Raw genomic sequence first — 15686 nt, 5'->3', positions numbered from 1 at the left:
TCACACCTCAACAGGCACCAGCTCTTCCGAAAACCGCTTGCCATTAGCAACATAAATTTCACTGCTCGCCTTAAGCAGCTCAAACGTGGACTCATCCAGCGTCTTCACCACCTTGCCGGGACTGCCCAGCACCAGCGAGTAATCGGGAATCTCGGCGTTCTCGGTCACCAGCGCATTGGCGCCGATGATGCAGCACTTGCCGATTTTCGCCCCGTTTAACACCACGGCATTCATCCCCACCAGGGAATAGTCACCAATCCGGCAACCGTGCAGAGTCACCTTGTGGCCCACGGTCACGCCGATACCCACCACCAGTGGAATACCCGGATCCGTGTGCAGCACAGACCCATCCTGGATATTGGCCCGCTCGCCGATCGTGATCTGCTCATTGTCCCCGCGGATGACCGCGTTGAACCACACAGAACTGTGCGGTTTCAGCACTACGTCGCCGATCACTCGGGCTCCGGGCGCAACATAATGGCCCTCGCCTTCCAGTTGTGGCTGTTTATCGCCCAGTCTGTACAGCATCTGGCCCCCATTCAGGCTCATCAATCGAGCCGGCCATTATCCAGTCCAAGGCCGCCGAATACCACCCCGGCAAGGCAATGACCCACGGGACATTTCAGCCGACCAGCGCCCCTTCCAGTGCCAGCAAACGGGCTTTCATTTCCAGCCCCCCGGCATAGCCGGTCAGCGTGCCGTCGGCACCGATCACCCGGTGGCAGGGCACCACGATGGACAGCGGGTTGGCGCCATTGGCCCGCGCCACGGCCCGCACCGCTTTGGGATTGCCAATCGCCTCGGCAAGTTCCCGGTAGCTGCGGGTTTCCCCATAGGGAATGGCGCACAGGGCACGCCATACGCCCTGCTGAAACGGCGTCCCGGCCGCGTCCAGAGGCAGGTCAAAGGTACGGCGCCGGCCCTCGAAGTAATCCCGCAGCTGCTCCGCCGCTTCATCGGTCAGCGCCGAGGACACCGCTTGCCACTCCGGTTTCACCGGCAGCGGCCGCTTGCCCGCCTGCAGGTCGATCGCCACCACACCGCGCTCACTGGCAGCAATACCCAGCTCGCCAAACACACTGGGGTATATCCAATAACTGATCATGACTTGTCTCTGAGTTTGAGTGATTGCCAGAGCAGGAGTGCCCCGTACGCTCGCCAGGGCCGCCACGCCTCCGCCCTAGCCAGCGCCTGCCTGGGCGTGGCCTTGCGGCCGCCCTCCCCGAGCGCGATCAGGATGCCGAGATCTGAAGCCGGGAACGCGTCCGGCATGGACAGCCCGCGCATGGCGGTGTAGTGCGCGGTCCAGTCGCCGATCCCCGGCAATCTGGTCATTTGCCGGCACCAGGCGTCCAGATCCGGCTCGCTGAAATCGAGCTGCCCGTCCAGCGTCGCGCGCACAAAGTTGCGCAGCGTCTGTGCCCTGGTGCGGGTGACGCCGAGGTCGGAAAAGTCCGCTTCGGCCAATTGCTCAGCGGTCGGGAACAGGTACAGCGCCTCGCCGTCCGGCCCGGTGAACGACTCGCCATAACGGGCGACCAGTCGCCCGGCAATCGTGGTCGCGGCGGCGACGGAAATCTGCTGCCCGAGAATGGCACGCAACGCATATTCAAAAGGATCCCAGGCCCCCGGCAGCCGGATCCCCTGTATTCCTGCCAGCACTTGCGCCAGCAACGGGTCACGCGCCAGGTGTACCGCAATAGCCTCGGTATCAGCGTCCAGGTCAAACAATTGCCTTACCTGCTCGCGTACCCGAAACAGCACCGCGCCGCTGCCGTCAGCGATCACGCGCACCTCGAGGCGGCTATTGGCGGCATCGTTGCGCACCAGCAACAGGCCCCGCTGCCCTTCGACGCTGAAGCTGCGCTGGTAGGTACTGCGCTGCGGATCCTGGTAATCCATCGTCACCTGCTCCACACCGGGCAGTGCGCGGGCGGCAAAAAACGCGAGCATCCCCTGCCAGTCCAGGGGCGGCCGGTAACTGAGATACAGGCGGATACCGGGGTTGTTCTCTCGCCTCTCTGCGCCCTTCTCGCGCCGAACCTCTGAGGGTGTGCGCCGGTAAATATCTTTGAATACGCCATTGAAGCGCCGCAGGCTGTTAAAGCCGGCTGCGAACGCGATCTCCGCAACGGGCAGCCTGGTATCCCGCAGCAAGCTGAACGCAAACAGCGCGCGCTCCGTCTGCCACACCTGCAGGGGACTGATGCCGAAATGCTCCGCAAACAGCTTGCGCAGGTAGCGGCTGCTGATACCTAGCCGCTCCGCAAGTCGCTCCAGGGATTGCAGCTCGCGTTCGCGGCGCATAAGGAGAAGTGCCCGCTGCACCGTGGTTGAAACCAGGCCCCAGGCCGGACTGCCCGGTGCCGCATCCGGGCGGCAGCGCAGGCAGGGACGGTACCCGGCCGCCGCGGCTTCCGCCGCAGTGGCAAAGTACTCCACGTTGCGCTCCAGTGGTGCCCGCGCCGGGCATATGGGGCGGCAGAAAATGCCGGTGGTTTTCACCGCCGTATAAAACCGACCGTCAAAACGCCTGTCACGCGTTAGCCTGGCACGATTGCAGATCGCGGGATCGAGTTGCACAAATGGTAACCGGGGCTGGAAATGAGCGGCCAGTTTAGGCCGCAGCAGCACCCCCGACTAGTCAAATTCGGAACTGACAAAGATTTAGTGCTGTTCCAGACCTGAAGACGCGGCAGCCGGTTGCACAATAACAAAAAAGGCGCGCCCATCACTTGGATGGGCGCGCCTTTTGCGCGTGCAAAGACCGGCAGACCCGCGCCGAATCAGGCGCGGCGCTGGGTGTTTACGGTGCGGACGCGGTGCTGGAGCTGCTCTGCAAGCTGCGGATCGCATCGCGCAGCTGTACCAGATCCTTGTTCACCGAGCGGCGATAAGTATCGATTGACTGGATTGCTTCCTCGTTGGAACCAACTCGCGCAGTCAGATCAGCGCGTACCGAAGACAGCTGGCGCTCCAGCTTGGCCACTGTGTCTTTGGTATCGCGCGATGCGCTCACAGTGGACTCTTTCAGCTTGGCCAGTTCGCTTTCAAGTGCCGCAACCTTCTTCAGGCTGGCATCCAGGCCGCCCACTTTCTTGGACAGTGCCGCGAGTTCTTTCTTGTTGGATGCCGCGGTCGCCTCGTTGGCGGAAATGGCTTTGCGGTTGGTGTCGTAAGACACGCCCCACAGCTTGCGGATCTCGGCGGCGTTTTCCTTCACTTTCGCGTTCAGTACCTCCACAGAGGCCGCAGACTCCTCTCCGGACATCTCAAAGCGTTTTTCCAACTGAACGATACGGGCCTCCGCGTCGACCAGTTGAGCGCGGGTTTCCTGCCACTGCTGGTAGAGGAACCCAGCTGCAGCCAAACCGGCCAGACCCAGTAACAGCGCCACAATCGCCAGAAATGACGAACCACCACCGCGACTCACGGGTTCCGGTTCGCTGGCCTGAGCCGGCGACGGAGAGGGGGCGTCGGTGCGATAGCGCTTACCACCAATGGGACCATTGGCGATCTGAGGGTCCAGTGAAGGGCTGCTGCCATCCAGAGTGGGCTCTCTGCGTTGCATGATATTTTTCCTGCGTTAATGCCTGCGTATTGACTTTTCAGTCTGTGACCAAAAGGCCACAAACAGTCCATCAGGTGGATTCTGGTAAAAAACAGCGACAAGTTATACCAAAAATTGACGAAAAAGTAAGCGGTCTCAGTATGAGATTAGACTTCGACCCCATCAAAGGCCGAAAAATCCACGACTCATTTACGCCTGAAACCTTTTGGCCTGTCCAACTGCTTAATAATGACCACGAGCGCGTGTAGAATGCGCTTCACCAATAACTGACCTGTGTCCGCGGTTCCGGTCGGATGCGGGTCCAACAAAAGGAAGGAATATTACATGGCACATGTTCTCCCCGAGCTTCCCTACGCTATGGATGCCCTGCAGCCGCACATTTCCCAGGAAACCCTGGAATACCACTACGGCAAGCACCACAAGACTTACGTAGACAAGCTGAACGGCCTGCTGGAAGGTACTGCAGACGCGGACAAGACTCTGGAAGAAGTAATCAAGACTTCCTCTGGTGGCGTATTCAACAACGCTGCCCAGATCTGGAACCACACCTTCTACTGGCACTGCCTGAGCCCGAACGGCGGTGGCGCTGCAACCGGCGCTGTGGCTGACGCCATCAACGCTGCTTTCGGTTCCTTCGACAAGTTCAAGGAAGAGTTCAGCAACAGCGCTGTGAACAACTTCGGTTCCGGCTGGACCTGGCTGGTGAAGAAAGCCGACGGTTCTGTAGCCATCGTCAACACCTCCAACGCGGAAACCCCGCTGACCGACGACAGCGTCACTCCGCTGATGACCTGCGACGTATGGGAACACGCCTACTACATCGACTACCGCAACGCGCGTCCGAAGTACCTGGAAGCGTTCTGGGCACTGGTGAACTGGGACTTCGTGAACCAGAACTTCGCCTGAGTTACCAACCGGTAGCCATGAAAATAGCGGGCCAATGGCCCGCTATTTTTTTGCCTGAAGAATGGCGGCATGGAACGAGCTCCGAGGCGGTACCGATACCGGGTATAGCTTTGTGAGACACGGGCTAGGCGCCGCCCCCTAAACCCATCCATGGGGGCTCGTCTGCGGCCGTCCTGGCCGCAGACGGTCTCACAAAGCTATACCCGGTATCGGCACCTTCGCAGCAAGTTCAGTTTACTGAACAGTATTACTCGCCCTGATATTTGCATCCCGGCGCCGAACTGGTTACAACGTTCCCTCTTATTTTTCAGACAACTTCTAATAACCACCTTTCATTCAGCAAAGAGAAACCAACATGAAATTGAAAGTGACCCTGCTGGCTGCCGCCATAAGCGCGCTGACCATGGCAGGATGCGGCCAGAAGCAAAACACTGTTGATGAAAAAGCATCCCAGTCTGCGACCGAAACCGGCGTAGCGGCATCCACTGCCGCCAATGACAGCGCAAGCGGCGCCGACAGCGCAGCCATCGCTGAGGCCAACGCGCTGTTCGAGAAGCAGTTTCAGGAACACCTGGCGCGCAGCCCCGAATTCAAGACGTTTCTCGGCATGAAAGACGATTACGGCAAGTGGGATGATCTTTCGCCGGCGTTTGCCAAAGAAACCTATGAGATCAACAAGCGTCAGCTGGAAGAACTGAAAAAGATCGACCCGGCCAAGCTGGACGATGCCACCCGCCTGTCCCTCAACCTCGCCATCCGCAACCAGGAACAGGATCTGGAAGACTACAAGTGGCGCCTGCACACCTACCCGGTAAATCAGATGTACGCCACGCACACCGGCGTGGCATCGCTGCTGATCAACCAGCACCGCATTGACGACGCATCCGACGCAGAGGCCTACATCTCTCGCCTGAATGGCCTGCCGGCGCACTTCGAACAGCTGATCGCGAACCTCAAGGAACGCGCGGAAGCCGGTGTGATTGTGCCGAAATTCGTATTCCCGTACGTAATCAGCGACGGTAAAAACCTGATTACCGGCGCTCCGTTTGACGGCGGAGAAGACAGCACCCTGTTCGCAGACTTCAAGGGCAAGGTAGACAAACTCAACGTCAGCGACGAAGAAAAAGCAGCCCTGGTTGAACAAGCCAAAACCGCACTGCTTGAAAGCGTAAAACCGGCCTATGAAAACCTGAATACCTACTTGGGTGAACTGGAGCAGCAGGCCACCACCGATGACGGCGCGTGGAAACTTCCTGATGGTGATGAGTTCTACCAGCACCGCCTGAACGTCTACACCACCACCGACATGACGGCCGATGAGATTCACCAGAAGGGCCTGGATGAAGTGAAGCGCATTCATGACGAGATGCGTGAAATCATGAAACAGGTGAAGTTCGAAGGCAGCCTGCAGGAATTCTTTGAGTTCATGCGCACCGACGACCAGTTCTACTACCCGGAAACGGAAGAAGGCAAGCAGCGCTACCTGAAAGAAGCGACGGCCATGATCGATACCATGAAAGGCCGCCTTGACGAACTGTTTATCACCAAGCCCAAAGCGGATCTGGTGGTGAAAGCAGTAGAGCCTTTCCGCGAGAAATCTGCCGGTAAAGCGTTCTACCAGCGCCCGGCGCCGGACGGTTCACGCCCGGGCATCTACTACGCCAACCTGTACAAAATGAGCAGCATGCCCACCTACCAGATGGAAGCGCTCGCTTACCATGAGGGCATCCCGGGGCACCACATGCAACTGTCCATCATGCAGGAACTGGAAAATGTACCCATGTTCCGCAAGTTCGGAGGCTACACCGCCTACACCGAAGGCTGGGGCCTCTACTCCGAGCTGGTGCCGAAGGAAATCGGCTTCTACCAGGATCCCTACTCCGATTTCGGCCGCCTCGCGATGGAGCTGTGGCGGGCCTGCCGCCTGGTGGTCGACACCGGCATGCACAGTAAGAAGTGGACCCGGGAAGAAGCCATCGACTGGCTGGCAGAAAACAGCCCGAACCCGCAGGGTGACGTGGTCAAGGCCATCGAGCGCTATATCGTCATGCCGGGACAGGCGACGGCCTACAAGATCGGCATGATGAAGATCGTCGAACTGCGCGAGAACGCCAGGCAGGCACTGGGGGACAAGTTCGACATCCGCGAATTCCACGACGTTGTACTGGCGAACGGCGCAGTACCGCTGGATGTTCTGGAAGAGCTGGTAAACCAGTGGGTGGAAGCTACCAAGTCCGGCAACTGAAACCGCTCCAAAAATTGAGCCAACAAAAGCCGGGAGCACGAAAGTGCTCCCGGCTTTTGTTTATTGGCAACACCATTTTACAATCAGGCGACCACCCGCACGGATTGACCCAAATATTCAGGCCGTGTATGCCATTTTATTAATAATAGTCAGGTCGAAGCCTCCCAAATGGAACTTGCACGCAGCCTAAATCCCACGCCCCGAAATATTCCTGCAAAGAAAAAATTTTTCCGGCTTTTATTCATCCCGCTCCTGCCGGCACTCACCCTGACTGGCTGCTCGATAGCCCATCACTTCTTCAAGCCGGTGCTCACCAGCGAAGAAATTACCGAAACCCGCTATCTCGATCAGGGCTGGAGCGACACGGATCGCGCACTGTTTTACAACACACCACAAGGCACAGAACTACAGGGCCTGCACTACGACTGGCTGCCAGCACTGGAACTCCCCTTTGCCAATGAAAAACTCGCGAGCAAGAAAAACCTGCGCGGCTGGGGATTTATTGTCGATAGCGAAGAAGCGGAGCCCAGCGAAGGTGTTCACCCTGTGGGCATGAGCCAGCACTGGAATCCGGAAGCCAATGCCTACCGTCTTGATCTCGGCTGCGCACTCTGCCACACCGGCGAGCTCCACTATCAGGGTACTGCCCTGCGGATTGATGGCGGACAGGCGATACACGGGATGCCCACCAGTGCCGTAGGGGAATTTGTGCACTCCCTGGGCGCAACGGCGATCATGACGCTGGTCAACCCCGCCAAGTGGGATCGTTTCGCCGATGAAGTCGCCGGTGAGGACAAGGAGGCGCGGAAACAGCTCAGGGAAGATTTCAGTGCATTCCGCAAGCGCTTCTTCGAATTCGCCGCTGGACCGGGCAACGGCGATCACTTCCCCACCACGGAAGGGCGCGGCCGCACCGATGCCGTCGGCCGTATAGGCAATGTCGTCTTCGGCTATAACCTCGGCATTGAAAAGAATTATGCAGACGCAGATGCGCCCGTGAGCTATCCCTTTCTCTGGGATATCTGGCGCTTTGACTGGGTGCAATACACCGGCTTCACCAACCAGGCCATGGCGCGCAATGTGGGAGAAAGCCTGGGCGTGATGGCACCGGTGAAACTGGTCGATGACAATGGCCAGCTGCTGCCAGCGGGGGAATTCGGCAAGTCCACGATCGACATCCAGGGCATGCAGTGTATCGAAACCACCCTGCGCAAACTCAGGCCACCAAAATGGCCGGAGGATGTGCTCGGCCGCATCGACCTGGACAAAGCGAGAGCCGGCAAAGCGCTGTTCGCAGACCAGTGCGCCCACTGCCACGGCCCCCACACCTCGAAGCCCTACCAGTGGGCGCTGGCTGATAGCCCGGAGGCCAACCCGGATCACCAGATAGACGTCAACTGGCAATGGGATATGTCCGGGCAGGTTTCCTATAACGAAGAGAATCGCCCGGTGCGGGAAGATTGGCGCAGTGAAATCTGGGCCGTGCCCTGGATCGATATCGACGTCATCGGCACGGATCCCAAAGCCGCAACAAATTTTAATGCACTCAAGTACGACGCCGGCCCGCTGCTCCCCGCCGGATCAGGACCGGTCAACGCCGGCAATGGCCTGCAACTGCTGATCAACAAGCTGGTGCCCGCCCTGTATGAACAACAGGGCATTTCCAGCGATGGCAACGGCATTGCCGACTACGACGGCCTCAATGTGCCATTCCGCATCGCCAACAAACCCGCGTATAAGGCACGCCCGCTGCACGGCGTCTGGGCGACGCCACCCTTCCTGCACAATGGTTCGGTCCCCACCATTTACGACCTGCTCTCACCGCTTGAGTCGCGCCCGGTGCGTTTTGGCCTGGGGAATCGCGAATACAACCCGGAAAGACTCGGTTATGTCACGGATATGCGGGAGGGTAATTTCGAGTTCGACACGGCCCAGCCCGGCAACGACAACAGCGGCCACCTGTTCACGGATGCCAATCAACCCGGCCGTATTGGCAACCGCCTGTCGGAAAAGGAGCGCATGGCGCTGATCGAATACATCAAGGTGCTGGGCAACCCCGACTTTTCAGCGGCACTCAATGGCGACCCACAAGACTGGAGCCGCTATGCACCGCCGCCGGCAAGCGCCATTGGCGAGCAGGCCTGCGAGCGCTATCGCGAGGCACTGGACAACCCTTCCCTGATGGCCATGAAAGATGGGGAGCGCGCGCAGTGAAATTCCCTTCGTTCAAACTCGCGTGCCTGTCACTGGCCCTTTTCTGCCATACCCACCAGGGACAGGCCAGCGCAGGCGGGATGCCATCGCAAAAGCTGGATACCCTGGGAATGGAAATATCTGCGGAAGAAGCCGCCGCGATCCAGTCGGCGATAGGCTCCGCAAGGGAGATATCCCGCATTGCACAAACCCAAAACGGCCTGCCCTATAGGCGGGATGCGCATGCAAAAGCGACCGGCTGTGTGCGCGCGCTGTTTTCAATTAACAGCGATATTCCGGAGCAGTTTCAGCACAGCCTGTTCTCCGAGCCGGAGCGGGAATACCAGGCCTGGATTCGATTTTCCAATGGCGACATGCTGGTTCGCCCGGACGGTAAACCCGATGCGCGGGGTATGGCGGTAAAAGTCATGGGCGTGGAAGGAGATCCAATCGCCGAGGAGCTGGGCCACGCGGGCACCCAGGACTTCATAATGACCAACACGCCAGCGTTTTTTAACCGCAACATCCATGACTATGCGGATAACATGCAGCACCTGGCAAAGCTGGACAGAACCGGCTGGTTCATCAGCCTATGGCCGCCACGCCTGCACCTGACCGAGATGATCCGGGCCCGCGAGACGATCTCCTCGCGCATCCAGACACCACTCGCCGAACAATACTTTTCCATGCTGCCATACAGGCTGGGGGAAACACCGCTGAAATTTTCCGCCCGGCCCTGCCCCGGCTCCAGCTATTCCGCCACCGTCAGCCAGGACACGGATGACTTCCTGACGCGCCAGATGGCTGACACCTTGAGCGAAGGCGCGGCCTGCTTTGATTTTCTGGTTCAACCGCAAACTGACGTGTCGGCAATGCCCCTGGACGACGCCACGGTAATCTGGCCGGAATCCGAATCGCCATTCCAGGCCATTGCCCGCATTCGCATCCCACCGCAAACGGTCACCGGCGACGCCCAGCAGGCGTTCTGTGAAAACCTGTCCATGAATCCCTGGCACGGGGTCGGCGAGTGGCAGCCACTGGGCAGCCTGAACCGGGCGCGGAGACTGGTATACAACGCGGTCTCGGAATACCGCCACCGGCAGAATGAGATCCCACAGGTAGAGCCCAGCAACTGGTGCCTGCCCGGGGACCCCACCCCGTGTACGCCGGATCAGGGGCTGCGGGTGCGCAAGCCGGTGTGGCCACTGCCCCGCTGCTTTGACCCGAACTTTGTCCCAGTCGACGGGAATCCGGTGGACTCCCGCTGCGGCGACAGCAACTACGCGGATCGCGGCTACTGAATCACACCGCAGGCAATGCGGGCCCCTCCGCCACCGAGGGGCTTGGGCTGATCGGAGTGATTGTCACCGCCAGCGTGAATGATCAGGGCACGCCCCTTGAGGTCTTTCATTTTCAGCCTGGGCGCCAGAACCGGCTCAATGGCATTACCGTCACTATCAACAATGAGAACCGGCAAATCGCCCAGGTGGCCGGTGCCCCAGGGCATATCGTGACGCCCGGTATTCTTCGGGTCGTAGTGACCACCAGCCGCCAGACCGGGTACCAGCTTGCCGTCCTTCATCGCCGGCTCACAGCTACCGTTTTCGTGCAGGTGGAAGCCGTGCAGGCCAGAGGGAAGGCCTTTGAGACGCGGGGTAAACACAAGGCCGTAGGGTGATTCGGTGATGGTGACCGTCCCCAGCATGCCGGCGACGCCCTTGCCATCCAGTTTGAGGATACTGACAACCGTTTCTGCACTGGCGCACAGGGTAAACCCTGACAGCGTCAGGGCAGCGGCCATCCGGATACATTGGCGGACTCGGATCATATTCTCTCCTCCGTACATCGATCGCCTCCAGGCGGCAAAAGCCACCGGGTCACTAACCAGTGTAGAAGGAAATGCCAAGTTATCCGGACAACGCTGGAATCAGATGTTCAACACCTGCTTGACGAAGGGAATGGTGATTTTGCGCTGGGCCTGCAGTGAAGCCCGATCCAGCTGCTCCAGCATGGCAAAAAGTGCGCGAGTGTCCCGGGGAGCCCGGTGAATGATGTATTGGGCCACGTCTTCCGGCAGGTCAAAGCCCCGCAGGCGACTGCGCTGGCGCAGCGCCGCCAGTTTGTCCGCATCACTGAGTGCGTGCAGCTGGAATACCAGCGCCCAATTCAGGCGTGAGGCCAGATCCGCCAGCTCCAGATCCAGCCCACGGGGCGACTTGCGCGCGCCCAGCAGCAACTGGCGGCCCGTGTCCTTGAGGCGGTTGTAGAGATGGAACAGTGCGGTCTGCCAATCGCGCCGGCCTTCCACCAGCTGCAGGTCGTCAACGCACACCAGATCCAGCAGGTCCAGGCCTTCCAGAATCACATCCGGCTCGGCGACATTGAGCTCCCCCAGCGGCAGGTACTGGAAGCTGCGGCCACTGGCCTCGGCCACCTGGCATACGGCCTGGAGCAGGTGCGTAACGCCGCTGCCAGACTCACCCCACAGGTACACAACCTGTTCGGGGTTCTCGCCACTGGCAAACGACTTCAACAGGGTAACCACCTGGCGATTGGCATCACCCGGCACCTGGTAAAAATTCGCGAACGTAGCGTCATCCCGCAGCGATACGCCCAACGACAGCTGCTGTGGTACGCCGCCTGTTTGTTTACTACCAACCACTTGTGATTACTGCCAGTTGTAGCGAAGTGGGTTCTGGGCACTGCCCAATGGTGCGCGGTAACCAGACAGGTCGACCAGCCCGTCATCCCGTTGCAGTTGCAAATTGCGGTTCAGGGCCAGTACATCCCGCAAGCTTTCAAGCTGGGTGCTCGTATTCAGTGACAGCGTCACACGGTCGCCGCGCACGGCCAGCACTTCTGCGGCGCTGACCTGGGCCAGCCCCTGAAGGTAGCTGGTGGCGCTGGAGTACTCTGCAAAGCTGCGGATACCGGCAATTTCAACGATCACGGCGCTGGCAACACCGGTTTCACCGGTGCGCACCGCGTAGCGATCCGCCAACAGATTGGCTGCCTCATTGATCCCGCGGAGCGCCACTTCTTCCATGGTGCTGCCACTGGCATCAAACGCATAGCTGCGGCCACTGTGCATCAACAGCCAATTGGCCTGCCAGCGCTGGCCCGAGGTCTGCAGAAGCCGCCCCATCAGCGTAGCATCCGGGCGATAGCGCACACTGGCGCGCTCGGCAGCAGCCTCATCCTGCGCCCACAGGTTGCCCAGCGGCATATTGCGCTGGTCATTGAGATCCATCACCGGGAAATCCAGCGGCAGGCCACGTTCCAGCGCCAGGCCATCGAGCAGGCCGAACAGCTCCGGATAGTCCTCCTGGCGCAGGGTGTCACGCCCGCCGTCCAGGGTATCTACCGCCATCCATACCAGGGTACCGGGACGGTTGTTCGGCCACAGGGGCAGCTGCAGCTCGTGGACGAGATCATTGACCGCCTGCGGGTCGTAGGAGAGATGGAGAAACAGCTGGTTGTTGTCGCTGTCATAGCGATAGACCTGCAGATACTTCTGCGCATCGTTCAGCACTGGGGCCAGTTTCGGGTTGCTCCCGATTTCCTGGTCCCCGGTCACGCGCACGAAAACGCGCTCCAGCCCGCGACTGCTCGCGCTGGCCCGGTCCGTAGCCCCGCGGCTCGGAACGGCTTCAATCACTTCATACAGGTCTGGCACAACCCGTGCCTGCGCTGGCAAGGCAGCGGCAAATACCAGCAACAGCGCCATGACACAGCATGCCAAACGTGGGCTCAGCGGCGTTGACATTAGAATTCTTCCCCTAACTTCTCTTATCTTCGGGAGTTCAGTGGCCGGCATTTGACCATAAAATCGCGCCCGGGCCACTGTTTAGTCACACTTTGACCCAGCTCGTCGGCACCCGCAAGTGTGCAATTTCGAGCTATTGTATCAGTGTCGGCTGATTCGCCCAGTCTTCAGTTCGCACATTTAACGAATTTTCCACTAGAATACGCGCCCTTCAATTCAGGCCCCTGCAAGGTTGATCAATGAGCGACTCCAAGCCCAACTCCCCTTCCCTCAGCTATAAAGATGCCGGTGTCGACATCGACGCGGGTAACGCTCTGGTGGAGCGTATCAAACATGTCGCCAAGCGCACCCAGCGCCCAGAGGTGATGGGCGGTCTGGGCGGCTTCGGCGCCCTCTGCCAGCTGCCCAGCGGCTACAAAGAGCCAGTACTGGTTTCCGGCACTGATGGCGTCGGCACCAAGCTTCGCCTGGCCATGGATCTGGGTATCCACGATACCATTGGTATCGATCTGGTCGCCATGTGCGTCAACGATCTGGTAGTGGCCGGCGCTGAACCCCTGTTCTTCCTCGACTACTACGCCACTGGCAAGCTGAATGTCGATATCGCGGCTGACGTGGTCTCCGGCATCGGCAAAGGCTGTGAACTGGCAGGCTGTGCACTGGTTGGCGGCGAGACCGCTGAAATGCCCGGCATGTACGAAGGCGACGACTACGATCTGGCTGGCTTCTGTGTCGGCGTGGTGGAGAAATCCGAAATCATCGACGGCTCCAAAGTCCAGGCAGGCGACGCGCTGATCGGCCTGGCCGCTTCCGGCCCCCACTCCAATGGCTACTCCCTGATCCGCAAGGTTCTGGAGATCAGTGGCGCAGACCTGCAGAAAGACCTGGAAGGAAAGACCCTGGCCGAGTCGCTGATGGCGCCGACCCGTATCTACGTCAAGTCCCTGCTGGAGCTGATGAAATCCGTCCAGGTAAACGCCCTCAGCCATATTACCGGCGGCGGCCTGCTGGAAAACCTGCCCCGCGTACTGCCAGAGAACGCGAGCGCGGTCATCGATACCAAGAGCTGGCAGCTGCCTCCGGTATTCCGTTGGCTGCAGGAGGCCGGCAACATTGAAGGGCGCGAGATGTACCGCACCTTTAACTGCGGCGTGGGCATGGTCATCTGTGTTCCCGGTGCCGATGCCGAACGGGCCATCGAAACCCTCAAAGGTCTCGGCGAAGAAGCCTTCGTGATCGGCAGTATCGAGACCGCGGGCGACAGCTCAGAAGCCGTTGTTCTGAAGGGCCTGTAATCCGAGCATGAACGAGTTGAATAAAGGGCCGCTCGCCGGCCCCTGTCGTGTTGTGGTACTGATTTCAGGCAGTGGTTCAAACCTTCAGGCCCTGCTGGATGACGCTGCCGGAATCAGCAGCGAGTACAGCATTGAGGCGGTGATCAGCAACAAAGCCGACGCTTTCGGCCTTACCCGCGCGCGCAAAGCCGGGGTGGAAACCCAGGTATTGAGCCACCGGGATTACGGGGATCGCGAGAGCTTTGACCAGGCCCTGATCGAGAGCATCGATGCCTACCAGCCCGACCTCGTCATCCTCGCCGGCTTCATGCGCATCCTTACTCCGGGCTTTGTGCGCCATTACAGCGGCCGGCTGTTGAACATTCACCCGTCTTTGTTGCCGAAGTACCAGGGTCTGCACACCCACCAGCGTGCGCTCGACGCCGGGGACAGTGAACACGGGGTTACCGTGCACTTCGTCACCGAAGAACTGGACGGCGGCCCGGCGATCATCCAGGCCAGCGTGCCGGTACTCGCGGACGACACCGCGGAGACGCTTGCGCAAAGGGTTCAGGTGCAGGAACATAAAATCTACCCGCTCGCAGCCCGCTGGTTTGCCCAGGGCCGCTTGCGGATGGTTGGCGACCGCACTGAACTGAATGGTGAGCTACTGCCCCGCAATGGCCACCGTTACCACGGCGCCGAAGACCCGGTAGCAGAATAGACAGGCCGGCTACACTTCCGGTCTGTGTGAATGGAATTCAAACATAAGACCGGAGGTGCACTCTTGCTCCGCATTGTCATCGCAGCATTTTCAGCCGTACTGTTGTTCCAATCTGCGGCCAACTCAGCGCCAACATCCGCAACGACCACTGCGCCGGAATCCCCGGCAGTCTCCAACGCAACCCCAGATACCTCGCAGACCAGCCCCACTCATGCTGCCGTCCTGCAACCCTTCACTGCCACCTACAAGGCTGAATTCTCCGGCTTCGGTGTTACGGCCGAGCGCAAGTTGACCGGCACACCCGAGAGCTGGCGGCTGGACTTCTCCGCGAACTCAATGTTCGCCAAGATCGAGGAGTACTCCCGCTTTGCACAACAGGCAGGCCGGCTCGTGCCTCTGCATTACGACTACAAGAAAACCGGTCTCGGCAAAGACCGTCACACTGCCCTCAGCTTTGAAAGCACGCAGCGCAGAGTCATCAATGTCTACGATAAAGACCACACCATCGAGAGCGCGCCGAAAGACATCCAGGACAAGATCAGCTACCAGCTGCAATTGGCACTGGACGTAGCCGCGGGAAAAAAAGAACTGAAATATGACGTCGCCGATGGCAAGAAAATTCGGCACTACGAATTTCGTGTAACCGGTACGGAAAAAATCGACACCCCGATGGGATCAGTCGAAACGATCAAAGTCCAGCGAGTGCGCGCTCAGGATTCAGAACGCGTCACCAACATCTGGTTTGCACCACAGTGGAATTACGCTCTCGTAAAACTTCAGCAGCAGGAAGATAATGGCAAAAGCTATCAAATCACCCTGACAAAATTATCCATCGATGGAAAAGCCGTCAGCCTGAAAAAATCGCAATAAATATTTTTCACACTCTCTAAAAAAATCACGCCAAAACGTAGATTTTTCTGCTTGCAGCCTCTATAAAGTCGCCGTTTCTCCCCAGCGCACAAAATTCGCACTGCTAGACTCAACCTACTAGGAATATGTTTGCTTGA

General features: G+C 59.3%; 14 protein-coding genes. 7 read left to right on the top strand and 7 right to left on the bottom strand.

From position 1 onward, the window contains the following. The 4 genes from ACNKU7_RS12775 to ACNKU7_RS12760 all read right to left on the bottom strand — a co-directional run bounded on the left by ACNKU7_RS12775 (position 1) and on the right by ACNKU7_RS12760 (position 3571). The gene (locus ACNKU7_RS12775; protein WP_418297377.1) at positions 1-528 is read right to left on the bottom strand and encodes a gamma carbonic anhydrase family protein; all 528 of its coding nucleotides are present in this window, start codon (positions 526-528) and stop codon (positions 1-3) included. A gap of 94 nt (positions 529-622) precedes the next feature. Beyond that, complete coding sequence (locus ACNKU7_RS12770) at positions 623-1105, bottom strand: methylated-DNA--[protein]-cysteine S-methyltransferase (protein ID WP_418297376.1); 483 nt, start codon at positions 1103-1105, stop codon at positions 623-625. Further along, positions 1102-2583: an AlkA N-terminal domain-containing protein gene (locus tag ACNKU7_RS12765; RefSeq protein ID WP_418297375.1), complete on the bottom strand. Its 1482-nt coding sequence runs from the start codon at positions 2581-2583 to the stop codon at positions 1102-1104. The genes ACNKU7_RS12770 and ACNKU7_RS12765 overlap by 4 nt, the downstream gene beginning before the upstream one ends. Positions 2584-2806: 223 nt before the next feature. Then, positions 2807-3571, bottom strand: coding sequence for a hypothetical protein (locus tag ACNKU7_RS12760; protein ID WP_418297374.1), 765 nt, complete (start codon positions 3569-3571; stop codon positions 2807-2809). A 324-nt stretch (positions 3572-3895) separates the two neighbouring features. On the opposite strand from ACNKU7_RS12760, the gene ACNKU7_RS12755 reads away from it, so the two are divergent. The 4 genes from ACNKU7_RS12755 to ACNKU7_RS12740 all read left to right on the top strand — a co-directional run bounded on the left by ACNKU7_RS12755 (position 3896) and on the right by ACNKU7_RS12740 (position 10216). Continuing rightward, a complete protein-coding gene (locus ACNKU7_RS12755; protein WP_418297373.1) occupies positions 3896-4477 on the top strand; it encodes a superoxide dismutase in 582 nt (193 codons plus the stop codon). A 355-nt stretch (positions 4478-4832) separates the two neighbouring features. Continuing rightward, entirely contained in the window at positions 4833-6722 is a 1890-nt protein-coding gene (locus tag ACNKU7_RS12750; RefSeq protein ID WP_418297372.1) for a DUF885 domain-containing protein, read from the top strand. Between the two features lie 168 nt (positions 6723-6890). Beyond that, positions 6891-8936 carry a di-heme-cytochrome C peroxidase gene (locus ACNKU7_RS12745; protein ID WP_418297371.1) on the top strand — a complete coding sequence of 682 codons (2046 nt, stop codon included), beginning with the start codon at positions 6891-6893 and terminating at the stop codon, positions 8934-8936. Then, the gene (locus tag ACNKU7_RS12740) at positions 8933-10216 is read left to right on the top strand and encodes a catalase family protein (protein WP_418297370.1); all 1284 of its coding nucleotides are present in this window, start codon (positions 8933-8935) and stop codon (positions 10214-10216) included. Before ACNKU7_RS12745 ends, ACNKU7_RS12740 begins: the two co-directional genes overlap by 4 nt. Here ACNKU7_RS12740 and sodC read toward each other — a convergent pair. The 3 genes from sodC to ACNKU7_RS12725 form a co-directional block, all read right to left on the bottom strand. Then, positions 10210-10743, bottom strand: coding sequence for a superoxide dismutase [Cu-Zn] SodC (sodC, locus tag ACNKU7_RS12735; protein ID WP_418297369.1), 534 nt, complete (start codon positions 10741-10743; stop codon positions 10210-10212). The genes ACNKU7_RS12740 and sodC overlap by 7 nt on opposite strands. A gap of 99 nt (positions 10744-10842) precedes the next feature. Further along, a complete protein-coding gene (gene hda, locus ACNKU7_RS12730) occupies positions 10843-11577 on the bottom strand; it encodes a DnaA regulatory inactivator Hda (protein WP_418297368.1) in 735 nt (244 codons plus the stop codon). Positions 11578-11583: 6 nt separating this feature from the next. Beyond that, positions 11584-12681, bottom strand: coding sequence for a DUF2066 domain-containing protein (locus tag ACNKU7_RS12725; protein WP_418297367.1), 1098 nt, complete (start codon positions 12679-12681; stop codon positions 11584-11586). 239 nt (positions 12682-12920) lie between these two features. Here ACNKU7_RS12725 and purM point away from each other — a divergent pair, with 239 nt between their 5' ends. From purM to ACNKU7_RS12710, 3 genes are read left to right on the top strand one after another with little or no spacing between them, the layout of a single operon-like run. Then, entirely contained in the window at positions 12921-13976 is a 1056-nt protein-coding gene (gene purM, locus ACNKU7_RS12720; RefSeq protein ID WP_418297366.1) for a phosphoribosylformylglycinamidine cyclo-ligase, read from the top strand. A gap of 7 nt (positions 13977-13983) precedes the next feature. Continuing rightward, positions 13984-14679 carry a phosphoribosylglycinamide formyltransferase gene (purN, locus tag ACNKU7_RS12715; protein ID WP_418297365.1) on the top strand — a complete coding sequence of 232 codons (696 nt, stop codon included), beginning with the start codon at positions 13984-13986 and terminating at the stop codon, positions 14677-14679. 30 nt (positions 14680-14709) lie between these two features. After that, positions 14710-15549: a DUF3108 domain-containing protein gene (locus ACNKU7_RS12710; RefSeq protein ID WP_418297364.1), complete on the top strand. Its 840-nt coding sequence runs from the start codon at positions 14710-14712 to the stop codon at positions 15547-15549. Positions 15550-15686: the final 137 nt, after the last annotated feature.

Source organism: Microbulbifer weihaiensis, from assembly GCF_048323715.1.
In the GTDB taxonomy this organism is placed as follows: Bacteria; Pseudomonadota; Gammaproteobacteria; order Pseudomonadales; family Cellvibrionaceae; genus Microbulbifer.
The sequence above is the reverse complement of the archived record's forward strand: the minus strand, read 5'-3'. Positions and strand labels throughout refer to the sequence as shown.

Excerpts from the sequence above, each read along its gene's own strand:
- ACNKU7_RS12760 (WP_418297374.1), bottom strand. The coding sequence starts at position 3,571 with ATGCAACGCAGAGAGCCCACTCTGGATGGCAGCAGCCCTTCACTGGAC.
- purN (WP_418297365.1), top strand. The coding sequence starts at position 13,984 with ATGAACGAGTTGAATAAAGGGCCGCTCGCCGGCCCCTGTCGTGTTGTG.
- ACNKU7_RS12755 (WP_418297373.1), top strand. The coding sequence starts at position 3,896 with ATGGCACATGTTCTCCCCGAGCTTCCCTACGCTATGGATGCCCTGCAG.
- ACNKU7_RS12770 (WP_418297376.1), bottom strand. The coding sequence starts at position 1,105 with ATGATCAGTTATTGGATATACCCCAGTGTGTTTGGCGAGCTGGGTATT.
- ACNKU7_RS12750 (WP_418297372.1), top strand. The coding sequence starts at position 4,833 with ATGAAATTGAAAGTGACCCTGCTGGCTGCCGCCATAAGCGCGCTGACC.
- sodC (WP_418297369.1), bottom strand. The coding sequence starts at position 10,743 with ATGATCCGAGTCCGCCAATGTATCCGGATGGCCGCTGCCCTGACGCTG.
- ACNKU7_RS12775 (WP_418297377.1), bottom strand. The coding sequence starts at position 528 with ATGCTGTACAGACTGGGCGATAAACAGCCACAACTGGAAGGCGAGGGC.
- purM (WP_418297366.1), top strand. The coding sequence starts at position 12,921 with ATGAGCGACTCCAAGCCCAACTCCCCTTCCCTCAGCTATAAAGATGCC.
- ACNKU7_RS12725 (WP_418297367.1), bottom strand. The coding sequence starts at position 12,681 with ATGTCAACGCCGCTGAGCCCACGTTTGGCATGCTGTGTCATGGCGCTG.
- ACNKU7_RS12745 (WP_418297371.1), top strand. The coding sequence starts at position 6,891 with ATGGAACTTGCACGCAGCCTAAATCCCACGCCCCGAAATATTCCTGCA.
- ACNKU7_RS12710 (WP_418297364.1), top strand. The coding sequence starts at position 14,710 with ATGGAATTCAAACATAAGACCGGAGGTGCACTCTTGCTCCGCATTGTC.